We start from the raw sequence: 17975 nt of genomic DNA, 5'->3' as shown, positions 1-17975 counted from the left end.
GTAGTCTCGACGCGTGCCACGGAGCGGAGCAGAAGCGCGCCGCCGCCTTCGCCAGGCGGCCCTGGAGCTGTACCGGGAACGCGGCTACGACCGCACCACCGCGGCCGAGATCGCCGCCCGGGCCGGCGTCAACGAGCGCACGTTCTTCCGGCACTTCCCCGACAAGCGCGAGGTGCTCTTCGACGGCGAGGCCGACCTGCGCGACGCGATGACCCGCGCGGTGGCCGAGGCGCCCGCCGACCTGGAACCGCTCGACGTCCTGCTCGGCACGTTCCGCAAGGCGGGACGCGTCCTCGAGGAGAACCGCCCGTTCTCCGAACCCCGGCTGGAGATCATCGCCGCGACGCCCGCGCTCCGCGAACGGGAGCTGGCCAAGGCCGCCTCGCTCACCGACGCCCTGGCGGACGCCCTCCGCCGGCGCGGCGTCCCCGACCGTCTGGCGGCCCTCGCCGCCCAGACCGGCTGGGCCACCTTCCACCACGCCGCCCAAGCCTGGATCGACGACCCGTCCCAGAGCCTGGACGCCCATCTCCTCCAGGCCTTCGACGACCTGCGCGCCCTCTCCGCTACCGGCCGGACTCCACCGCCGGAGGATCCCGCCTCAACGGCTCGCTAGCCACACCGAGCTCCACCCTGGCGGCCTCCATGAACGCGAACCGGAGCTCCCGCTTGGCCGGCGCGCCCGCCCCGCGAAGCAGCGCATGGAGAGCCATCGTGTAGTCGTGAGCAGCCTGAGCCACCGAAGGAGTGCACACGAGTTCCGGAACCTTCTTGGCGAGCCAGAGCGCATGCAGATGCTGCCACTTCTCGGAATCCTCGATGTGCTCCCCCAAGGAGAGGCGGTCCAGGCACAGTTCCACCTGCTGGGCCGCGGACAGGAACTCCATGAGCGCCTCCTTGCGCTCCGCCCGTTCCGCACTGTCCCGCTCGAACCGCGCCCGCCGCGCGTCCACCCGCGTGGAGAGGTACTGACCGACCAGCGTCCCAGCCGACCCGAGAGCCACCCCCGCCAACGGCAAGACCGTCGCACTCAAACTCACCTCCCTAAGACGCCAGCCCCCACCCCCACGTTCCGCGAACGCGAGAGACCCCTCGCAACGACCGCGAAGGGCACCCGAAGAGATACGCCCGCGATCACTGTGCTCCGGCGCGAACGGAGCGCCCCCCCGTGACAGAAGCGGGAGTGCCCCCTGGAGCGCGGGGGTCCGCAGGGCCGCGCAGCCCCCTGGTTCGAGCTCGGCCAATGACTGTGTTCGCCCCGGGAACTCGTCGGCGGATCCCGAGCGTCCCAGAGCCATGCGAAGAGCTTGGAAGATCACTGCGGCGACGGCGCTGGGAGTGCTGGCCTTGGGTGCGGTCGAACCGGTCTGGCTCTTCTCGACGGCTTCGGGCAGTGGCCTGGCTGGGCAGACGACGGTAGGGCCAATGTGCCCTGTGCAGAGGGTCGGGCAAGTGTGCCCCGTGGGCCATGTGAGGATGTCGGCGGTGGTGACGCGGCATGACTGGCCCGGAGTGGCGGCCTTCGTCCGGACGGATGGCCAAGGGCGTTTCCGAGTGCGCCTAGCCCCCGGCCGCTACACGCGTACGCACGCGTAGACATCGGCTACGACAGCGGGATCCGCTGAGCCGAGCTTCTCGCACATCTTCTCCAAGCTCGCGAAGCGCACTGGCCTCGGCCACTGGCATCCGACGCCTCGCCGATGCCGGCACAGGGGACACCACTGCACGTCGTCTCCGAGATCCTCGACCACACGTCTTCGTGATCAAGAAAGACGTCTACGGGCATCTCCTCGTGGACGACAAGCGGGCGGCAGCCGAAGCGATGAGCGGGCGCTCTTCGGAGCGTGAGCGGTGCCGTGGCTCCCGTACTAACGCAAGAGGCCCCTCGCGATGATCGCGAGGGGCCTCTGACCTGCTGCGCACCCGAAGGGATTCGAACCCCTAACCTTCTGATCCGTAGATTCCCAAACGATCACTGTCGCCGTCCGAACCCGTCCGCCCACTGGCCCGATGACCGGCACTGCGTCCGAACTAGTTCACCCCGAGCCAAGATCATCCACCCCCGTGGCTCCACGGTGGCTCCCAAAACTCCTCAGGTCTGAGCAGAGCGACGGAACTCCTCGACGAGCTGAAAGAACCGTTCGAGCGGGGATTCACCTTCGGCATGATCTCCGATCGCCGTAGCCCACCCGAGCACCAGTGACCAGCCGTACTGCTGCTCCAGCCAGTCGGAGAAGGGGCCTCTGGGACCGAACGCGAAGCGCTCATCGACCCCGTGGATCAGCAACGCGACGCCGTATCCGCACAGGAGAGTCTCCAGCTCGTGCAATGAGTGGTCACGAACCCACATCCCTGGGCGCGCCCGGACTTGGTCGAGGAACCCGTATGCGTCGCTCCACTGCTCGACCGGGCGGATCCTCGGTCGAGCCCCTTTCGTATCGGCCACGCTCGCAGCCTAGGCGCGTACCGCAACGGACGCGGGGGCCGGTCCGGAGGGTGCTCCCGCGCGAACGGCGCTCAACCCCTGACAGACAGATGCGCGCGGGAGTGCCCTCCGGGGCGCGGGGGTCCAGGGGGCGGCGCAGCCTCCTGGTTCGAGCTCGCTCAATGATCCCGTGGGACGAACCTCGACCGCATGGGACCGAGCCTTCGGGCCAGGTTCAGCATGGACGCTCCTGATACACCGAGCTGCACACCGGTCGGTGTGCGCCGATGACCTTCCATTCCGACCTGCATTCGATCTTGTCCAGCATTACGGCAAGCGACGGCTCACCCTCCGCACCTGACCACCATTGGTTGTGTGAACCTAGGGCTTCAAGCGCAGGTGTCGGCTCGTATTCGATCTCGCAGCGCAGTTGGATGAGAGCCGGTGGGTTGTCCTCGTCGACGTCGAACTGACGGCAGAAGCTCAGAGTGAAGCGTCGTGGTCCTCGGAAAGAGAAGATGCCGTACTCGTACAGCAGGGCGTCTTCCTCGGCCTCAACCGGGTGACGCATGAAGCGGCCGAATGCTCTCCACGTCGGCTGCGGGTCGAGTCGACTCGGCTCTTGGCCTGCCTCTTGTAGGCACGTAAGCAACTGCGGCTGTGCATCCTCGACTCGCATGACGCTCCACTGTCGCGATGGGGAGTGCGAGCCTACCGGCGGCGGCGCGACCCCGCGGCGGCCGAACGGGGCGGGGCCGGCGGACGCGTCGCGATGCGCGGCCGGGCGCGGCCGCCCGGTGACCGGCGCCCACGCCGCACGCTCCGGGCGGCCAGGCGCAGGGCCGCGCCAGCGGCCCAAGCGCCGCCGCCCCTTGATCTCAAACAGCCCAATTCGGCAGCGCCTGTGGAACGGCGGAACGATGCGACAAGCCGCTTCCCATGGGCGTACCCACCGGCCCGCAAGGGCAGAGGCCGCGAAGCCCAGCTTTCACGCTTGTCAACGCCAATACCAGCCCCGAGACCAAACGATCCATCCTATACGAGCCTACGGTTATTGCCAGCACTCTCACTCTCGCTCTGTCCGGATTCGGGCAGCTATGGACCTGATGGTTCGGTCACTGCGAAGATTGAACCTCGACCCATGCTCTGACGAGGAGTGAATCTTGGCCACACCATTTTTTCAAAGCAAGAAGGCAGCCGCCATTTTGAAGCACGCCATTCTGGATCAATACATCAGCCCCTTCGCAATGAAGACGGGCAGTACATCGCAGGGGGGCCGCGTTGCGATCGTCGACGGATATGCGGGCACTGGAACTTATGAAGATGGCAGCGAAGGATCACCCGGGCTGCTACTGCGAAAGGCAAGAGAAATGTCAAGTCGCCGACGGCTTGAATGTCTATTCGTCGAGCAGGATTCCGAGTCCTTTCAGAAGCTCTCACGGTTCACAGAAGACGAAGGAAAGGGCCTAGATGTAAAGATATTCCTTGGCGACGTCGCCGATAATCTAACTCTCATCCTCGACGAAACGCAAGGGATCCCCCTCTTCGTCTTCCTTGATCCGTTTGGCCTAATGATCCCGTTTGAAGACGTCAGAAAAATTCTCATGCGCCCCACTGGGGTTGGCATGCCCACGGAAGTGCTAATCAATTTCTCAACGATTGCACTTCGTCGAATCGCCGGACATTTGACGAGCTCGAACGCAAATGAAGCCACGTTGCGTCGCATGGACGGAGTCTGCGATGGCGACTGGTGGCGTTCTGCTTGGCTGGATGAGGCGCCTACAAAAGAGGCGGATGATCGACAGCGGGAAGCCGCAGAAGAGGCTGTTGTAAAAGGTTACGCCACCCGACTCAGTTCAGCCGCCAAGGCAGGCTACTGGACAGCGGATGTCCGGAATCGTGAACACTATAGATCCGCCTACCATCTCGTGTTCCTTTCTCGTCACCGAGATGGCCTGTACCTGTTCGGCGAATCACTCTCCCTTGGGTTGGAGAAGTGGCGAAGGGCGATCTTCGATACCGAGTCTGCCGGTTCCCTCTTTGAGGGCGACGAAGAAGAGTTCAAAGCAGAAGAGAAGGCGCTTTCAGACAAGTGGGTAAAGGAGATAACCGATAATCTCCGCGAGTTGCTCTCGGAGCACGGCGGCTTTCGCATCCGAGATCGTTACGCTGAGGTCTACGGAGATACGCTTGGAAAAGCACGCGTAAAGCATCTTCGTGCCGCGTGGAAGAACCTTCTTCGAGAAGGAATCACAAAGACCGACTCGAAGGGTGACTTGATTCCCAAAGTCATCGAGCCTGCCTAACGAGTGGCAAGTAGCCTCCACAGGCTTACCCGGCGGCGCCCGATACAGTAAGTTCCGGCTTCGCCTGATCCGAGTGGTCAGCCCTGTCGGGCATCTGATCCCAGGTGCGACCATCTAGAAGGCGGCCACCCGATTTGGGCCTTATTCCACCCCACTGCTTGAAGAAAAAGGCGACCCCTGTCTCGGTACATTGATCGCGCAGATCCCGTACCCATTCAGCGTTCATCGGTCGTGCCCCTTTCCCACTTTCGCCGCCTGCGATGACCCAATCTATTCCGCGTAGGTCCAACCCGCTGAGAGGTGCGAGCAATGGCTCACAAGATAGGAAGCGGACGGATGCGGGAACTTGCCGCAACTCGTCGACACGGTCCAAAGCTTCTCGATCTTCAACGGACACGCCAATCCAAACGTTAGGAGGCCATCGGAGATCATTAGCCACTCGCCGAAGACGCCGTGCACGCTTAGTCAAGATTTGATAGGTGTGCTGAGGTGTCTGCTCCATGACGTCGAAGACTCGACGTACATAATCCAAAGGAACTCTGGCATGAAAGAGATCCGACATCGAATTAACGAATACCGTTCGCGGTTTCTTCCATTTAAACGGCAGATCGAGCGAGTCTTCGTGTAGAGTGATCGCGAAACCCGGTCCAGACGTTCTCGGATCTCCATCATTTTGATAACGAGCTTGCCCCATTGCCTTGAGCCGCTTAGCCAATGTCAGGGCGTAACAGTTGTCACAGCCACGAGAGATCCTGTCACAGCCGGTTGTTGGATTCCAGGTCGTCTCGGTCCACTCGATCGAACTCCGGTCACCCATCAGCACTCCCAAAGCGCTTGCTTAAACGTCGACCTCGTGTATCAAACGTACGTTCGATCGCCCTGGAAGTCCAGCCTCAGACAGGTTCACTGGCACTACAGGAAGATCCGAAACCCTAGTCGCTGCTAGGCAGTCTTAGCACTGTTCTCGTGCATTCGTCCTCCGAATCTCTGGACCGCCAAGTTGACGGGGTGCGTCGAGTTCGGCGTGGCCTGGCGGCCCTGAGAGGCAGCACGTCCGCCAGGTCCTCCGACGCAGGCAGACCGTGTCAGGGGCGGAGGCTTCCCAATCGCTTCAACTCCTGGACGTGTGGTGAGCAGTAGCACTGAGCAGGACGGAGATGTCTGCGGCGACTGCCGGTGCTGTGGCGATGGTGGCGGTTGAGGTGAAGGTGTGGTCGGTGCCGTCTTGGTCGGTGACCTGGGCTCCGGCTTCGCGGGCGATGATGACGCCGGCGGCGGTGTCCCAGGGCTTGTTGGACAGCGTGATGCTGGCGTCTAGCTTGCCTTCGGCGACCCATGCGAGGTCGATGGCGGCTGAGCCGAGCATGCGGACGCGTTGGACGTTGGCGGCCAGGCGCTCGGTGAGGGCGATGCGGATGCGGTTCTTGGCTTCGGCGCCGTCGCCTACGGCGTAGTCGCCGATGGCGACGATGGCGTCTTTGAGGTCGGTGGTCATGCTGGCTTGGATGCGGAGGTCTCCGGCGTAGGCGCCGGTGTGCTGGGCGGCGTGGTAGCGGGTGCCCAGGAACGGCAGGTCGATGACGCCGACGACGGGGCGGCCTCGTTCGATGAGGCCGAGCGAGAAGCTGCACAGGGGGATGCTGCGGACGAAGTTGGCGGTGCCGTCCACTGGGTCGATGGCCCAGAGGAGATCGCTGTTGGTGTCGCCGGTGATGCCTTCTTCTTCGCCGAGGATGGCGATGTTCGGGGTGCGCTCTTTCAGGTAGTCGCGGACCGCGCGTTCTACGGCGTAGTCGACTTCGCTGGCCATGTCGCGGTCGCCCTTGGCGGTGAGCAGGCCGGGGACGCGGGTTCGCACGAGATCACTGGCTATCTCCGCGGCTTTGAGTGCGACGGGGAGCAGCGATGCGGGTGCGTCGGTCATACGGTCCTGCCTCGGGTCCAGAGGGAGCGGAAGATCTCTTCGAAGGTGGCATATAGACCAGTGCCGGTCGAGTCGCGTTCTGCGAGGAAGGTGGGCGAGTCGACGCCTCGGGCCTGCGGTAGGTAGGGCTGCATCACGCACAGGCGGTCGTCGACGAGCGTGATGTTGAAGCGGATTGTCTCGTCGTAGACCGCGACGGACAGGCGCTCTTGGGCCTCGGGCGAGAGGCGCTTGCGTAGGCGGGTCAGGACCTCGATGTTCAGGCGGGTGAGGGTGGTCAGGTGGTTGTCGGTGTAGCCCTCTTCCTGTTCGCGGGCTCGGATGGCCTGGCCTTCGGGGTCTAGGAAGAGGGCTTGCAGGGTGGTGCCGTCCTCGATGAGCCGGGCCAGGCGCTGGTCGGGGTACTGCTGGCACAACAGGTTGAGGGAAAGGCCGGCGGCTCGGATGGTGGTGGCACCGTCGAGCAGCTCGTGTGGCGGGTGGGCGAAGGAGAACTCTGCTCGGGTCGGGTAGACGGCGGTGACGTCGGCGTAGGTGCCGGGGCCGATGCGGTCGGCGGTGGCCTCCAGGTCGGCGCGCTCCTCCGCGCCGGGTGCGGCCGTTTCGCCGTTCAGCAGGTGTGGAGGGCACGGCGCGAACAGGTCGTCGGCGGTCCACTCGGGGAACATCGCCTCAAGGACCCGGCAGTGATCGACGTAGGGCAGTCGCTTGAGCCCGCCGGACGTCCAGCGGTGGAGCTGGGCGCGGCTGGGAGCGGTGCCGACCAGGTCGGGCGAGATCTTTTTGGCGGCCTCGTTGTAGGCGGCCTGGAACATGCCGTAGCGCTGTAGGCGGCGCTGGCGGATCATCACGTGAAGCAGGATCGGTTGGGGAGACACCGGGCCGTCCTTCCTGATGGACGTCACCAGGCTAGACGCGACGTGACATCGAAGACGAGACAAAGTCGAGACGGTTGTAAGACCTTGACGTCCGGGGCGAGATGATCACGGCCTAGTGACGCAACGTAACTCCTTGGCACGGTTGCGTCATGGCAAGTGATTGCACCTCTTGCGGGGGACGCGGGGTCAAGCGGCGGGTGTCCCGGCGGACACTGGCACGCGGCCACGTCGCGGGTGTTCCGGCCGAGAGCCGTCAGGACCAGTGCCCTGACTGCCTGGGCACCGGCGAGGAACGCCCGTCGTGTGAGGACGTGGCGTCGTGAGCGGTCGCGGGAACGAGTTGCGGCTTCTCGGGGAACTGCGGGCGTCGCTCGCTCGGCTGGGGTTGGGCGTCCGACTGCATGACGGCTTGCCGGGACTGATGGTCAGTACGGCCAATCCGGGCCTGTTCGTATGGGTCTTCGTCGGTGCCTCGGGGCGAACGTTCACCTGGCGACGCGATGACAGCAAACATCCGGTCGACGACGTGCCGGGCGCGGCCACCAAGGTCGCGCACTTCGTGACCGCTCAAGGCGGCCAATTGAACGGCTCGGCGAGCGGCCACACCGACTAGCGCTCTGGTCTGGCATGACGAGCAGTGCCGGGCGCTTCGAATGGCAGAGCTGGCGGCGCGGTGAGGGCGTCCCCTAGCGTGATCTGTGCCCGCCCCCGGGGCGATCACGTGCGGTGGGGTAGGTCAGCGTCCCCGCGCCTCCGGCTCTGCTTCCACCAGGAAGCGAGAAGCGATGAACACCCCTGTCCCCCGCGAGATCGAACTCCGGTTGCTCGGCGACATGTGCCGCGCCCTGGTCCGGCGTGGTGTGTGCGTCCAGATGCGGGACGCGATCCCGGGCCTGACCATCACTCGGCCTGGCGGGACGGCGACCGATGTCATCGCCTACGTCGTGGTGAACCGGCGGACCGGCGGGTTCTCCTGGTGGCGCGTCGACAACTTCCACGCCCTGCGCGACGTCGACGGCGCAGCCGATCGAATCACGGCGTTCCTCGCCGAACCGCCGGTGCCCGCGCACGAACGGTCGCGGTCGTGACCCGGCCGGTTGGTCCCGTCATAGACGACGTGGCGGCAGCCGTGCTGACGTTGCAGCGGCGCTTTCCCGGGTCGACCGTGTGGTTCGGGAAGCACACCTTCCACTGGTGGGCGATGCTGCCGCGGGCGCGGAGGTGGGTCCTGGTGGAGGCAGCTACGCCAATGCAGTTGGCTGAACGGATGGGCGAGGCTCCCCGCGCGTAGCGGGCCTGGCGGATCAAAGATCGCGACACGGCGAGCGGACGGAGGACGCGGCTGGTGGTGGGGGAGTTGAAGACGCCCAAGTCACGCCGGACGCTCGTCCTGACTCCCCAGCTCGTGGCCAAGCTCCGGACGCTCCACACTCGGCGGGCCAAGGCCAAGATCGCGGCCGGTGAGCTGTGGCAGGATCACGGGCTGGTCTTCGCGAGCGAGATCGGGACGCCCATGGACCCGGACAACTTCTCGCACATCTTCTCCAAGCTCGCCAAGCGCGCTGGCCTCGGTCACTGGCACCCGCACGAGCTGCGGCACTCGGGCGCCTCGCTGATGCTGGCGCAGGGGACGCCGTTGCACGTCGTCTCCGAGATCCTCGGGCACACGTCCATCGCGATCACGAAGGACGTCTACGGGCATCTCCCGGTGGACGACAAGCGGGCAGCGGCCGAAGCGATGAGCGGGCGCTCTTCGAAGCGTGAGCGGTGCCGTGGCTCCCGCGCTAACGCAAGAGGCCTCTCACGATGATCGCGAGAGACCTCTGACCTGCTGCGCACCCGAAGGGATTCGAACCCCTAACCTTCTGATCCGTAGTCAGATGCTCTATCCATTGAGCTACGGGTGCCCGTTCGGACCCAACTGTACCGGCTCCCAGCACCGGACGGCGAATCGGCGTCCAAAGAGGCGTTCGCGAGAGTGTGAGCTGGGTCACGGAACCGTCTGTGGCGGAATAACGCCAAAGGGGTATTCGAGACGGATGTGACCACTGCGGTTTACCCTCGTCCGAAGTCCCAAACCCCCCTGAAGGAGAAAGTTCATGCGCATGTCTGCCGCCAAGCTCGTCGGCGCCCTGGCCATCGGTGGCCTGCTGATCGGCTCCACGGCCTGCGGTCCGGTGGACTCCATCACCGGCGGCGGCAAGAAGAAGACCGCCTGCAAGAACATCGAGACCGAGCTGAAGAGCGTCGCCTCGAGCGGTGGCTCGGCCACCGGCACCGGCGGCGCCGAGTCGACGGCCCAGACGTTCTCCGACGCGGCCGCCAAGATCCGCAGCGAGGGCCAGAACGCCGGCGGCGACGTCGAGACCGCCGCCACCGCGTTCGCCGGCGACCTCGACGAGACCGCGGCCACGCTCCGCAAGCTCAGCTCCGGCAACCTGTCCGGCGGCACGCCCAACTTCACGCAGATGCAGCAGCACGGTGAGGACCTGGGCAAGGCCTGCGGCTACACCGGCTTCCACATCGGCTGATCGCGGCGCTTCGCTCCCGCGGCCCCGGGAGCGAATCGTCCGGCAACCTCGTCGCCCGGAGGGCGTCTTCGCACTATGCTTCAGTGCCACAGGCCAGACTTTGCCGGTTGCTGCGCCGAACCGGTACCCTGTGCTGAGCCTGATGGCTCCTGGAGGATTCGCCTAGTCCGGTCTATGGCGCCGCACTGCTAATGCGGTTTGGGTTTACCGCCCATCCGGGGTTCAAATCCCCGATCCTCCGCCACCTCACCTGCGGGGATGCATCGACAGACGCATCCCCGCAGTCGCGTTTCAGGGCCCGAAACGGGCCCGTGGCTGCACAACCGGGTCAACAGCGGGAAACCGCAGGTCACGCCCCTGGCTGGGCTGCACACGAGGTGCGCAGCCGCACGTCGGCGCTGTGCTCGGCAGTTGGAGCGAGCCCCGACGTTCCTCGGCGCCGGTGGCGCTGGAGGACGCCGGAGATCGACGTGGCGGCCTGCTCGGCGAGTTCCTTCGTCACCACCGCGTAGACGTTCGCGGTGAACGTCTCGTGGGAGTGCCCGAGGATCTCCGAGACGCCCTTCATGCTGACTCCGGCCGCGTGCGCCATCGTCGCCGCGTCGTGGCGTAGGTCGTGGAGGCGGACCGGCGGCAGGATGAGCCCGTTGATCGCGGCCTGAACCCGTTCGGGTGTCGTGCGGTGCCGACGGGCGATCTTGTCGACGTCCCGGCCTTCCTCGTGACGGCGGCGGCGGATGGCGTTGTAGAGCTTGAGGATCTTGTTGAACCGCTGGGTGACGTAGTGCCCTTACCGTGAGTTCGACCGGCGTGCTGATGGGACGTCCTGATGGGGCATCCCGCCGTCACCGACTGCGCGGTCGTCGGCGTGCCCGACGAGCGGTGGGGCGAGACGCCGAAGGCCCTGGTGGTGCTCTCCGAGAACGGCGCCGAGCAGCAGATCATCGACTACTGCCGCGAGCGCCTCGCGCACTTCAAGTGCTTGACGTCGGTGGAGCGCCGCGACGAGATCCCGTGCAACCCCACCGGCAAGATCCTCAAGCGGGGGCTGCGCGCCCCCTACTGGCAGGGCCGCGACCGCGGCGTCCACTAGCCCCAGTGCTCACGCCGTGCGCCAGCCGCCGGGGTCCGGGTGTCCCTCAGCGGCCACAGCGGAACGTGCCAACACGGTGACATCCGGTTCCGGCCTCGCGAGACTGGCTGCGTGACGGACTGGGTCGCCAACGGCATCTCGATCGCCTCCCTCGGGACGACGATCGTTTTCGGGGTCCTCCAGGTGCGCAAGGACGGCGAGCGGCGCTTCGCCCCTCCGGACCGGACGGCGCCCGAGCCCCCGAGCGAGCCTCCGGCCGGGCCCCAGGCGCCCTATCCGACGTACCCGCAGGAGCCGACGTACCCGCAATACCCCACGTACCCGCAGCCCCAGCAGCCCCAGCCCGGTCCGGTCCCGCCTCCGCCGGCGCCGGACTCCGTAGAGCGCCTGCCCTGGTGGATGGCGAGCACGCGCAAGTCGTTCCTCTTCTCGATGGTCATCACGGCGGCGATCACAACGCTCCTCGAGTTGGTGTCCGGCAATCCGGTCGTCCAGGCGGCGATCGCGAGCGGGCTGCTGGCCGCCGTGCTGGCCGTCTGGCTGGCGCGGCGCTCCCGCAGCAAGCCGTCCTACAACCTCACGGGCTTTCTTCTCATCCTCGTGGGCCTCGCGGGCATGCTGGCGATCCTCGCCCTGCCGCTGGCGCCGGCCCTGCGCGTGCCGCAGGTGTTGGTCGCGTTCACGGTGCCGTGGTTCCTGCTGAGCCGCCTCGCGGACCGCGCCTTCCCGAATCCCGCCCGCCAGGGGTAGCGGGGTCCGCTGCGGTCAGCGGAAGCGGATCATCGCCGAGACGGGACGGTGGTCGGACGACTTGACGGCGCTGGCGGGCACAGTGCGGCAGGGTCTTTGCGCCGGTGCGGGACGTCCGCGACTGGTCGCACTCGGCGTAGGCGCGGTACAGCGGGTCGAGCGCCGCATTCTCGGGCGGCAAGGGTGAGGATGCTGCCTGCGGCGACTAGCTCCCCGCACATCGGGCAAGGCCAGCCCACCACGTCGGGCACCGTTTCAACCGGGCGTGCACCCTGGAGTACTTGAGCGTGGACTCCATGAACCTGCATGGGAGAAGGGCACTTGGGAGTTCGCGGTTGTCGACTCCAGCGAGGCCCTGGCCGAGGTGCCGCGTGGTCGCCGAGTCCAGCTCGTCCACTGCTGGGTCTGACTGTCTGGCCCCGTCGGTTCGGGAATGCGGCCGACCTGCCGGAGCGCTGGCCCGTACCTCTCATGGGCGCGTTGCTGGATTCGTGGCCACTTATTCTGGCTGTCCGCCAACGCGAGCTACGCTGCTTGCTGATGAGTGAGGTTGCGCAGCAGCCGGTGTTCTGGACCGACGACTCGCCGGTCTGCGAGCCCATGGCGCATGGTGAGGACATCGCCGCGCACTTCCATGACTACGGCCAGCTGAGGTACGCCGCCTCCGGGGCGCTCGTCACGACGACCAAGGTCGGTACTTGGGTGGCGCCGGCGAACCGCATCACGTGGGTGCCGCCCTTCTATGTCCACAGCAGTCACTCCTACGGCGAGACCGATGTCCGCGTGCTCGCGGTTCCGGCAGCGTTGTCCGAGGAACTGCCGCCCGAGCCGTCGGTCTTCGTGGCCAGTGCGCTGCTGCGCGAGGCATACCTGGTGATGAGCAGCGAGCATGAGCCGGCCGGCAGTGAGCGTGGCCGTCTGCTGCTCGCGGTGATCGGTGCGGAGTTGGCCCGCGCCCCGCAGGAGCCACTGCGGCTGCCGGAGCCGAGCGATCCTCGCCTCAAGGCCGTCACCGACCTGCTGCACGCCGACCCGGCCATTCCGGCGACGCTGGCGGAGTTGGGGCACCGAACCGGCTCGAGTGAACGGACTCTCAGCCGGCTGTTCGGCAGCGAATTGTCGATGAGCTTCCATCAGTGGCGCACGCTGCTGCGGATTCAGCGAGCGCTGCTTGAACTCGCTGAAGGTACCTCGGTCACCGAGACGGCGATGCGACTCGGCTGGTCGAATCCCGGCAGCTTCATCAGCGCCTTCACCGATCTCGTCGGCCAGACGCCCGGTCGTTACCGCTCCACAGCGGGTGCGGCTCACCGCTGACGTCGGTCTGGCGGGTTATCGGAAATTCGGGGCGGAACATCGGTGGCACGCCCGCCTGCTCGGCGGCCACGCTTTGAGGCATGTCCCACCACCTTCCGGGTCACGGTGCTGCGGCTTCGGCGGCCGCTACGGCGGCATCCTCCGGAGTCACGCTAGGTGACCTGATCCTGCAGGCGCTCAGCCGGCACAGCTCGTCCGAGGCCTTCGTGGCCGGTGACCGGCGACTGACCTATGCGCACGTCAGGGACCTTCTCTCGCGGTATGTGGCCGCGCTGGCCCATCGGGGAGTGGGTCTCGGCGTGGGGGTCACGATGCTCAGTCCGAACATGCCGGAATCGTGGGTCGTCCAGGCCGCGACGTATCTCTTGGGCGGCCGCTTCACCGGGCTGCAGGCCCTGGCCTCGGTCACGGACCACATCACCGTCTGCGAGGACGCGGAGGCCACGGTGCTGGTGGTGACCGCGCCCCTGGAGGAGCATGGCCGCCAGGTCCTCGCCGAGGTCGACTCCCTGCGACACCTGATGGTGATCCCCGCCGCCGGTGGTCTGTCCGAGGGCGAGCCCGCGGCGGTCCGGTCGCTGGACCGTGGTCCGGCGACGGAGATGGACGTCGCCTGGCTGCAGTACACCGGCGGGACGACCGGCAGGCCCAAGGGCGTGATGCAGCCTCATCGGTCGATGGTGCAGATGGTCTATGCGCACATGGCCGACTTCGAGCAGCCGCACCTCCCGCGGTACCTGGCAGCGGCCCCGCTCACCCACGCGGCCGGGCTGGCCGTCATCCCGACCCTGCTGCGCGGCGGCACGGTGGTGATCGAGCAGGGCTTCGAACCCGGCCGGTTCCTCGACGTCATCGAGGCCGAGCACATCAACTGCGTGAGCGGCCTTCCGACGATGATCTACACCTTGCTGGATCAGGAGCGTCCGGAGACCAGGGACCTCTCCAGCCTCGAGGTGATCTGGTACGCCACCGGGCCGATGTCGCCGGTGCGGCTGGCGGAGGCCCGCGAGCGGATCGGTCCGGTCTTCTCCCAGATCTACGGGCAGACGGAGTCGGCCGGCATCGGGACGGTCCTGACCAAGGCCGCACACGAGACCGCGAGCCTTGAGCAACTCGCCTCCTGCGGCCGTCCCGTGGTCGGCAACCGCATCAGGCTCATCGACGACGAGGGCCACGACGTTCCTTTGGGCGAGGTGGGCGAGATCGCCATGCGGAGCCGCGGGGTGATGCAGGGCTACAAGAACCTCCCCGACGAGACGGAAGCGGCGCTCAAGGGGGGATGGCTCCACACCGGAGACCTCGCCCGCCAGGACGCCGAGGGCCTGATCTACATCGTGGACCGCAAGAAGGACATGATCATCTCGGGCGGTTTCAACATCTACGCAAGCGAAGTCGAGGCCGTTCTCACAGCGCACCCTTCGGTGGGCGCAGCCGCCGTCATCGGCGTGCCGGACAGCCGCTGGGGCGAGCTCGTCACCGCGTTCGTGGTGCCGCGATCGGGACGGCAGGTCGACATTCCCGCGCTCCAGTCCTACGTGAAGCAGGCCAAGGGCTCGATGTACGCGCCCAAGAAGGTCGTGGTCGTGGACTCGCTTCCCGCCACGCCGGTGGGAAAGATCGACAAGAAGCGCTTGCGTGCGCCGTTCTGGGCCGACTCGACCCGCAATGTCCACTGATCATCGCGAGGCCCTTCCCGCAGCCATTCACGAAAGGCGCTCAATGTGAACGTACCACCGGCCCGGCTGATCGACTTCCATTCCCACTGGGGCACAGAGCGCGGATGGAAGGGAAGCCCTTACGAGACGGCCGAGGATCGCGAGGCCCTGCGGGGCTACTTCAAGTGGGACATGAGTTTCGTCAGCGACGAGGAGCAGGCCGTCCAGTTCCGCCGCGCCAACGTCAGGGCGATGCTCGATTTCGCGTTCACCTACACCATGGACGTCGGTGCACTACGCGACCAGCATGACTACGCCTTCGACTACGCGCGCAAGCACCCCGACGTCGTACTGGGCAACTGGATCGGCATCGACCCCACGCAGCCGGCTCATGTCAAGGAATTCGAGCGTTGCCTGAGCGAGGGGACGGGACTCGTCGGACTGACGGTCCACTCGTTCACACCGGCCGGGACACCCGACCAGCCGGAATGGGAGACCTGTCTGAACATGTGCATCGAGGCCAACCGTCCCGTCCTGGTCCATGTCGGCATGTCGGCCACCGGGGCCGGTACCCGCGGAGGCATGGGCATCACCCTAGAGGGCTGCCACCCCCGTTACGTCGACCGTGTCGCGGCCAGGCATCCCGATTTGAACGTGATCGCGGCCCGGGTGGCATGGCCCTGGCAGTCGGAAATGATCGCGGTCGCACTGCACAAGGCGAACGTGTGGATGGAGCTCCACGGTTGGTCACCGCGCTACTTCCCCGACGAGCTCAAGCGCGAGATCGGTAAGCGGCTGCGCAAGAAGGTCTTCTTCGGAGCCGACTACCCGATGCTCGCCCACGACAGGCTGGTCGAGGAATGGCGCGAGGAGGGCTTCTCCTCCGATGTCCTCGATGACGTGTTCTCCGGCAACGCCGAGACCTTCCTCACCTCGATCGGAGTTCAGTGATGGACCTCGGACTGACCGGCAAGGTCGCCATCGTCGGCGGCGGCAGCGGCGGCTTGGGATACGCCATCGCCGATCGGCTTCTGAAGGAAGGCGCCAACGTCACGATCTTCGCGCGGCGCGCGGAGAAGGTCACAGCCGCGGCGCAACGGCTCGCCGGCGCATACGGCGAGGAGAAGGTCCTCGGGCTGGCCGCCGACTGCTCGGCCGACGCCGACATCGAGCGCGTCACCGCCTCGACCGTTGAGCGGTTCGGTCCGGCCGTTCACGTCCTGGTCACCAACGACGGCGGACCGCCGATCCGGCGCATCTCCGAGCTCACCGACGAGGTGTGGCTGAAGGCCTTCGAGCGCCACTTCTTCTACGTCGTCCGATCTGTGCGAGCCACCTTGGCGTACATGACCACCGAAGGCGGCAGCATCCTCAACGTGGTCTCCGGCGTCGTCGAGCGCCCGGCCGTCGGCATGGCGGCGTCCGTCGGCGTGTGGTCGGCGGTGATCGGCTACGCCAAGACCCTCGCCCTGGAGGTCGCCAGGCAGGGCATCAACGTCAACACTCTGTTGTCCGGCTTCTTCGACACCGCCCTGCTGAACGGACTGCTGGAACGGCAGCCGGAGCTGTCCAAAGCAAGCCTCGGGAACGGGATACCGATGGGGCGCATCGGGGCGCCCTCCGAGTTCGCCGACCTGGTCGGCGCGCTCGTGTCGCCCAACTTGCGATTCGTCACCGGCGCGGTGATCCCGGTCGACGGTGGCGCCGGCATCGGCATGGGCGCGAGCTTCGACTCGCCGACGTCGAAATGAGGCACTGCTCATGAAGATATCGACGATGCTCACCTACGGCACCGACCCGCGCGAGGCCGCCGACCACATCGCTCGACTCGAGGCCGCCGGGCTCGACACCGTCTGGGTCGCCGAAGGGTACGGCTATGACTCGCCGACCCTGATGGGCTACCTGGCGGCCCGCACCTCGCGCGTGAAGATCGGCGCGGCCATCCTCAACGTCTACTCCCGCACCCCGACCATGCTCGCCTCGACCGCGGCCGGCCTGGACAGCGTGTCCGGCGGTCGCGCCATCATCGGCCTCGGCGCCTCCAACCCGAAGATCATCGAGGGGTGGCACGGCATGCCCTTCGTACGGTCGACCGGCCGTACCAGGGAGACCGTCGAGATTATCCGCGCGGCCCTGCGGCGCGAGGCGGTCGACTACAGCGGCCGCTCCTTCGAGATCCCTCTCCCGGCCGGTCAGGGCACGGGCCTCAGTGAGCCGCTGAAGATCATGACGAAGCCGCTGCGCCCGTCGGTTCCGCTCTACATCGCCGCGCTGGGACCGAAATCAGTCGAAGGCGCGGCGGAGTACGCCGACGGCTGGCTGCCTTTCCTGTACCTCCCCGAGGCCGCCGCCGGGGTATGGGGCGACGCGCTCGCCGCAGGAACCGCGAAGCGCTCCGAAGACCTTGCCCCCCTGGAGGTCGTCGCCGGCGGCATCGTCGCCATCGGCGAGGACGTGAAGGAGATACTCGACCTCGCGCGGCCGATGCTCGCGCTCTACATCGGAGGCATGGGCGCCCGCGGCAAGAACTTCTTCAACGACCTCGTCCGACGCTACGGCTACGAAGCCGAGGCCAAGGAGATCCAGGACCTCTACCTCGACGGCAAGAAGAAGGAAGCCGAGGCCAAGGTCCCCTTCCAACTCCTTGAACAGATCAACCTCGTCGGCCCGGCCTCGTACGTTCGGGAGCGGATCGAAGCCTTCCGCGAGTCCGGTGTCACCGATCTCCAGGTGACTCCGGTCGGCGACGACCCCGCCGGACTCGTGCACCAACTCAAAGAGTGGGCGGCCTGACCTCCGCCTCTGCCCACGCAACGCCCCCTGCAGCGCTTGACGGTTAACGGCCCCGAGATGGCGGCCTCCCGGCCTGAGCTTCCCCCGGCCCTTGATGTCTCCCTGGCATTGCGGTCACGCGTGTGAGGAGACGGTGGCCTGGGTCGGTGGTGTTGTTCGAACTCTTGTGGTGTCTTCCACGCCCGCCTGCGGGACTGGCTGACCGGCCGAGCGGTCCCGCAGGCAGGCCTGCGCAATGGTGATAGCCATCGATAAGAAACCCCCGGCGCGGTCGCGGGTCCGATTCCGAAGTCATATGGGCGG

General features: G+C 66.4%; 19 protein-coding genes and 2 tRNA genes. 14 read left to right on the top strand and 7 right to left on the bottom strand.

The genetic code is table 11. The annotated features are described in order from the left end of the window. Positions 1-13: 13 nt before the first annotated feature. A complete protein-coding gene (locus amrb99_RS01375) occupies positions 14-616 on the top strand; it encodes a TetR family transcriptional regulator (RefSeq protein WP_190851025.1) in 603 nt (200 codons plus the stop codon). Here the strand turns inward: amrb99_RS01375 and amrb99_RS01370 are convergent. The 3 genes from amrb99_RS01370 to amrb99_RS01360 all read right to left on the bottom strand — a co-directional run bounded on the left by amrb99_RS01370 (position 567) and on the right by amrb99_RS01360 (position 3104). Further along, positions 567-1034 (bottom strand): hypothetical protein, encoded by a 468-nt coding sequence (locus tag amrb99_RS01370; RefSeq protein ID WP_190851023.1) that lies wholly within the window; start codon positions 1032-1034, stop codon positions 567-569. The two genes, amrb99_RS01375 and amrb99_RS01370, sit on opposite strands and share 50 nt — an antisense overlap. Positions 1035-2092: 1058 nt before the next feature. Continuing rightward, positions 2093-2446, bottom strand: coding sequence for a hypothetical protein (locus amrb99_RS01365; protein ID WP_190851021.1), 354 nt, complete (start codon positions 2444-2446; stop codon positions 2093-2095). A gap of 214 nt (positions 2447-2660) precedes the next feature. Then, entirely contained in the window at positions 2661-3104 is a 444-nt protein-coding gene (locus amrb99_RS01360) for a hypothetical protein (protein ID WP_190851019.1), read from the bottom strand. 484 nt (positions 3105-3588) lie between these two features. On the opposite strand from amrb99_RS01360, the gene tcmP reads away from it, so the two are divergent. Next, on the top strand, positions 3589-4731 hold the full coding sequence (gene tcmP / locus amrb99_RS01355; RefSeq protein WP_190851016.1) for a three-Cys-motif partner protein TcmP: 1143 nt from the start codon (positions 3589-3591) through the stop codon (positions 4729-4731). A 1111-nt stretch (positions 4732-5842) separates the two neighbouring features. Here tcmP and amrb99_RS01345 read toward each other — a convergent pair. Continuing rightward, positions 5843-6655, bottom strand: coding sequence for an inositol monophosphatase family protein (locus amrb99_RS01345; RefSeq protein ID WP_190851011.1), 813 nt, complete (start codon positions 6653-6655; stop codon positions 5843-5845). Continuing rightward, a complete protein-coding gene (locus tag amrb99_RS01340) occupies positions 6652-7560 on the bottom strand; it encodes a DUF5919 domain-containing protein (protein WP_206699738.1) in 909 nt (302 codons plus the stop codon). Before amrb99_RS01340 ends, amrb99_RS01345 begins: the two co-directional genes overlap by 4 nt. A 292-nt stretch (positions 7561-7852) precedes the next feature. Here amrb99_RS01340 and amrb99_RS01335 point away from each other — a divergent pair, with 292 nt between their 5' ends. The 3 genes from amrb99_RS01335 to amrb99_RS01325 all read left to right on the top strand — a co-directional run bounded on the left by amrb99_RS01335 (position 7853) and on the right by amrb99_RS01325 (position 9343). Then, positions 7853-8146 (top strand): hypothetical protein, encoded by a 294-nt coding sequence (locus amrb99_RS01335; protein ID WP_190851008.1) that lies wholly within the window; start codon positions 7853-7855, stop codon positions 8144-8146. A 172-nt stretch (positions 8147-8318) separates the two neighbouring features. Beyond that, positions 8319-8621 (top strand): hypothetical protein, encoded by a 303-nt coding sequence (locus tag amrb99_RS01330; RefSeq protein ID WP_190851006.1) that lies wholly within the window; start codon positions 8319-8321, stop codon positions 8619-8621. Positions 8622-8878: 257 nt separating this feature from the next. After that, positions 8879-9343 (top strand): site-specific integrase, encoded by a 465-nt coding sequence (locus amrb99_RS01325; RefSeq protein WP_190851004.1) that lies wholly within the window; start codon positions 8879-8881, stop codon positions 9341-9343. 24 nt (positions 9344-9367) lie between these two features. On the opposite strand, the gene amrb99_RS01320 is transcribed toward amrb99_RS01325, so the two are convergent. Further along, positions 9368-9440: transfer RNA gene (locus amrb99_RS01320), tRNA-Arg, on the bottom strand. Between the two features lie 192 nt (positions 9441-9632). Between amrb99_RS01320 and amrb99_RS01315 the strand changes: the two genes are divergently transcribed. Together amrb99_RS01315 and amrb99_RS01310 are read left to right on the top strand one after the other, a co-directional pair. Beyond that, positions 9633-10064 carry a hypothetical protein gene (locus amrb99_RS01315; RefSeq protein WP_190851002.1) on the top strand — a complete coding sequence of 144 codons (432 nt, stop codon included), beginning with the start codon at positions 9633-9635 and terminating at the stop codon, positions 10062-10064. A gap of 151 nt (positions 10065-10215) precedes the next feature. Then, a tRNA-Ser gene (locus tag amrb99_RS01310) sits at positions 10216-10308 on the top strand. A 105-nt stretch (positions 10309-10413) separates the two neighbouring features. On the opposite strand, the gene amrb99_RS01305 is transcribed toward amrb99_RS01310, so the two are convergent. Then, the gene (locus tag amrb99_RS01305; RefSeq protein WP_347256496.1) at positions 10414-10716 is read right to left on the bottom strand and encodes a tyrosine-type recombinase/integrase; all 303 of its coding nucleotides are present in this window, start codon (positions 10714-10716) and stop codon (positions 10414-10416) included. Positions 10717-10893: 177 nt separating this feature from the next. On the opposite strand from amrb99_RS01305, the gene amrb99_RS01300 reads away from it, so the two are divergent. The 7 genes from amrb99_RS01300 to amrb99_RS01270 all read left to right on the top strand — a co-directional run bounded on the left by amrb99_RS01300 (position 10894) and on the right by amrb99_RS01270 (position 17672). After that, positions 10894-11157 carry a hypothetical protein gene (locus tag amrb99_RS01300; protein WP_190851000.1) on the top strand — a complete coding sequence of 88 codons (264 nt, stop codon included), beginning with the start codon at positions 10894-10896 and terminating at the stop codon, positions 11155-11157. Positions 11158-11268: 111 nt separating this feature from the next. Beyond that, positions 11269-11907 carry a hypothetical protein gene (locus amrb99_RS01295; protein WP_190850998.1) on the top strand — a complete coding sequence of 213 codons (639 nt, stop codon included), beginning with the start codon at positions 11269-11271 and terminating at the stop codon, positions 11905-11907. A gap of 540 nt (positions 11908-12447) precedes the next feature. Beyond that, positions 12448-13224, top strand: coding sequence for a helix-turn-helix transcriptional regulator (locus amrb99_RS01290; RefSeq protein ID WP_190850996.1), 777 nt, complete (start codon positions 12448-12450; stop codon positions 13222-13224). An 80-nt stretch (positions 13225-13304) separates the two neighbouring features. Next, complete coding sequence (locus amrb99_RS01285; protein ID WP_190850994.1) at positions 13305-14900, top strand: AMP-binding protein; 1596 nt, start codon at positions 13305-13307, stop codon at positions 14898-14900. A gap of 45 nt (positions 14901-14945) precedes the next feature. Continuing rightward, positions 14946-15830, top strand: coding sequence for an amidohydrolase family protein (locus amrb99_RS01280; RefSeq protein ID WP_190850991.1), 885 nt, complete (start codon positions 14946-14948; stop codon positions 15828-15830). Beyond that, positions 15830-16630: an SDR family oxidoreductase gene (locus amrb99_RS01275; RefSeq protein ID WP_190850988.1), complete on the top strand. Its 801-nt coding sequence runs from the start codon at positions 15830-15832 to the stop codon at positions 16628-16630. Before amrb99_RS01280 ends, amrb99_RS01275 begins: the two co-directional genes overlap by 1 nt. A gap of 10 nt (positions 16631-16640) precedes the next feature. Then, the gene (locus amrb99_RS01270; protein ID WP_190850986.1) at positions 16641-17672 is read left to right on the top strand and encodes an LLM class F420-dependent oxidoreductase; all 1032 of its coding nucleotides are present in this window, start codon (positions 16641-16643) and stop codon (positions 17670-17672) included. Positions 17673-17975: the final 303 nt, after the last annotated feature.

This window comes from Actinomadura sp. RB99 (genome assembly GCF_014706005.1).
In the GTDB taxonomy this organism is placed as follows: Bacteria; Actinomycetota; Actinomycetes; order Streptosporangiales; family Streptosporangiaceae; genus Spirillospora.
Note: the sequence above shows the minus strand (reverse complement) of the source record. Positions and strands in the feature narration are given on the sequence as shown.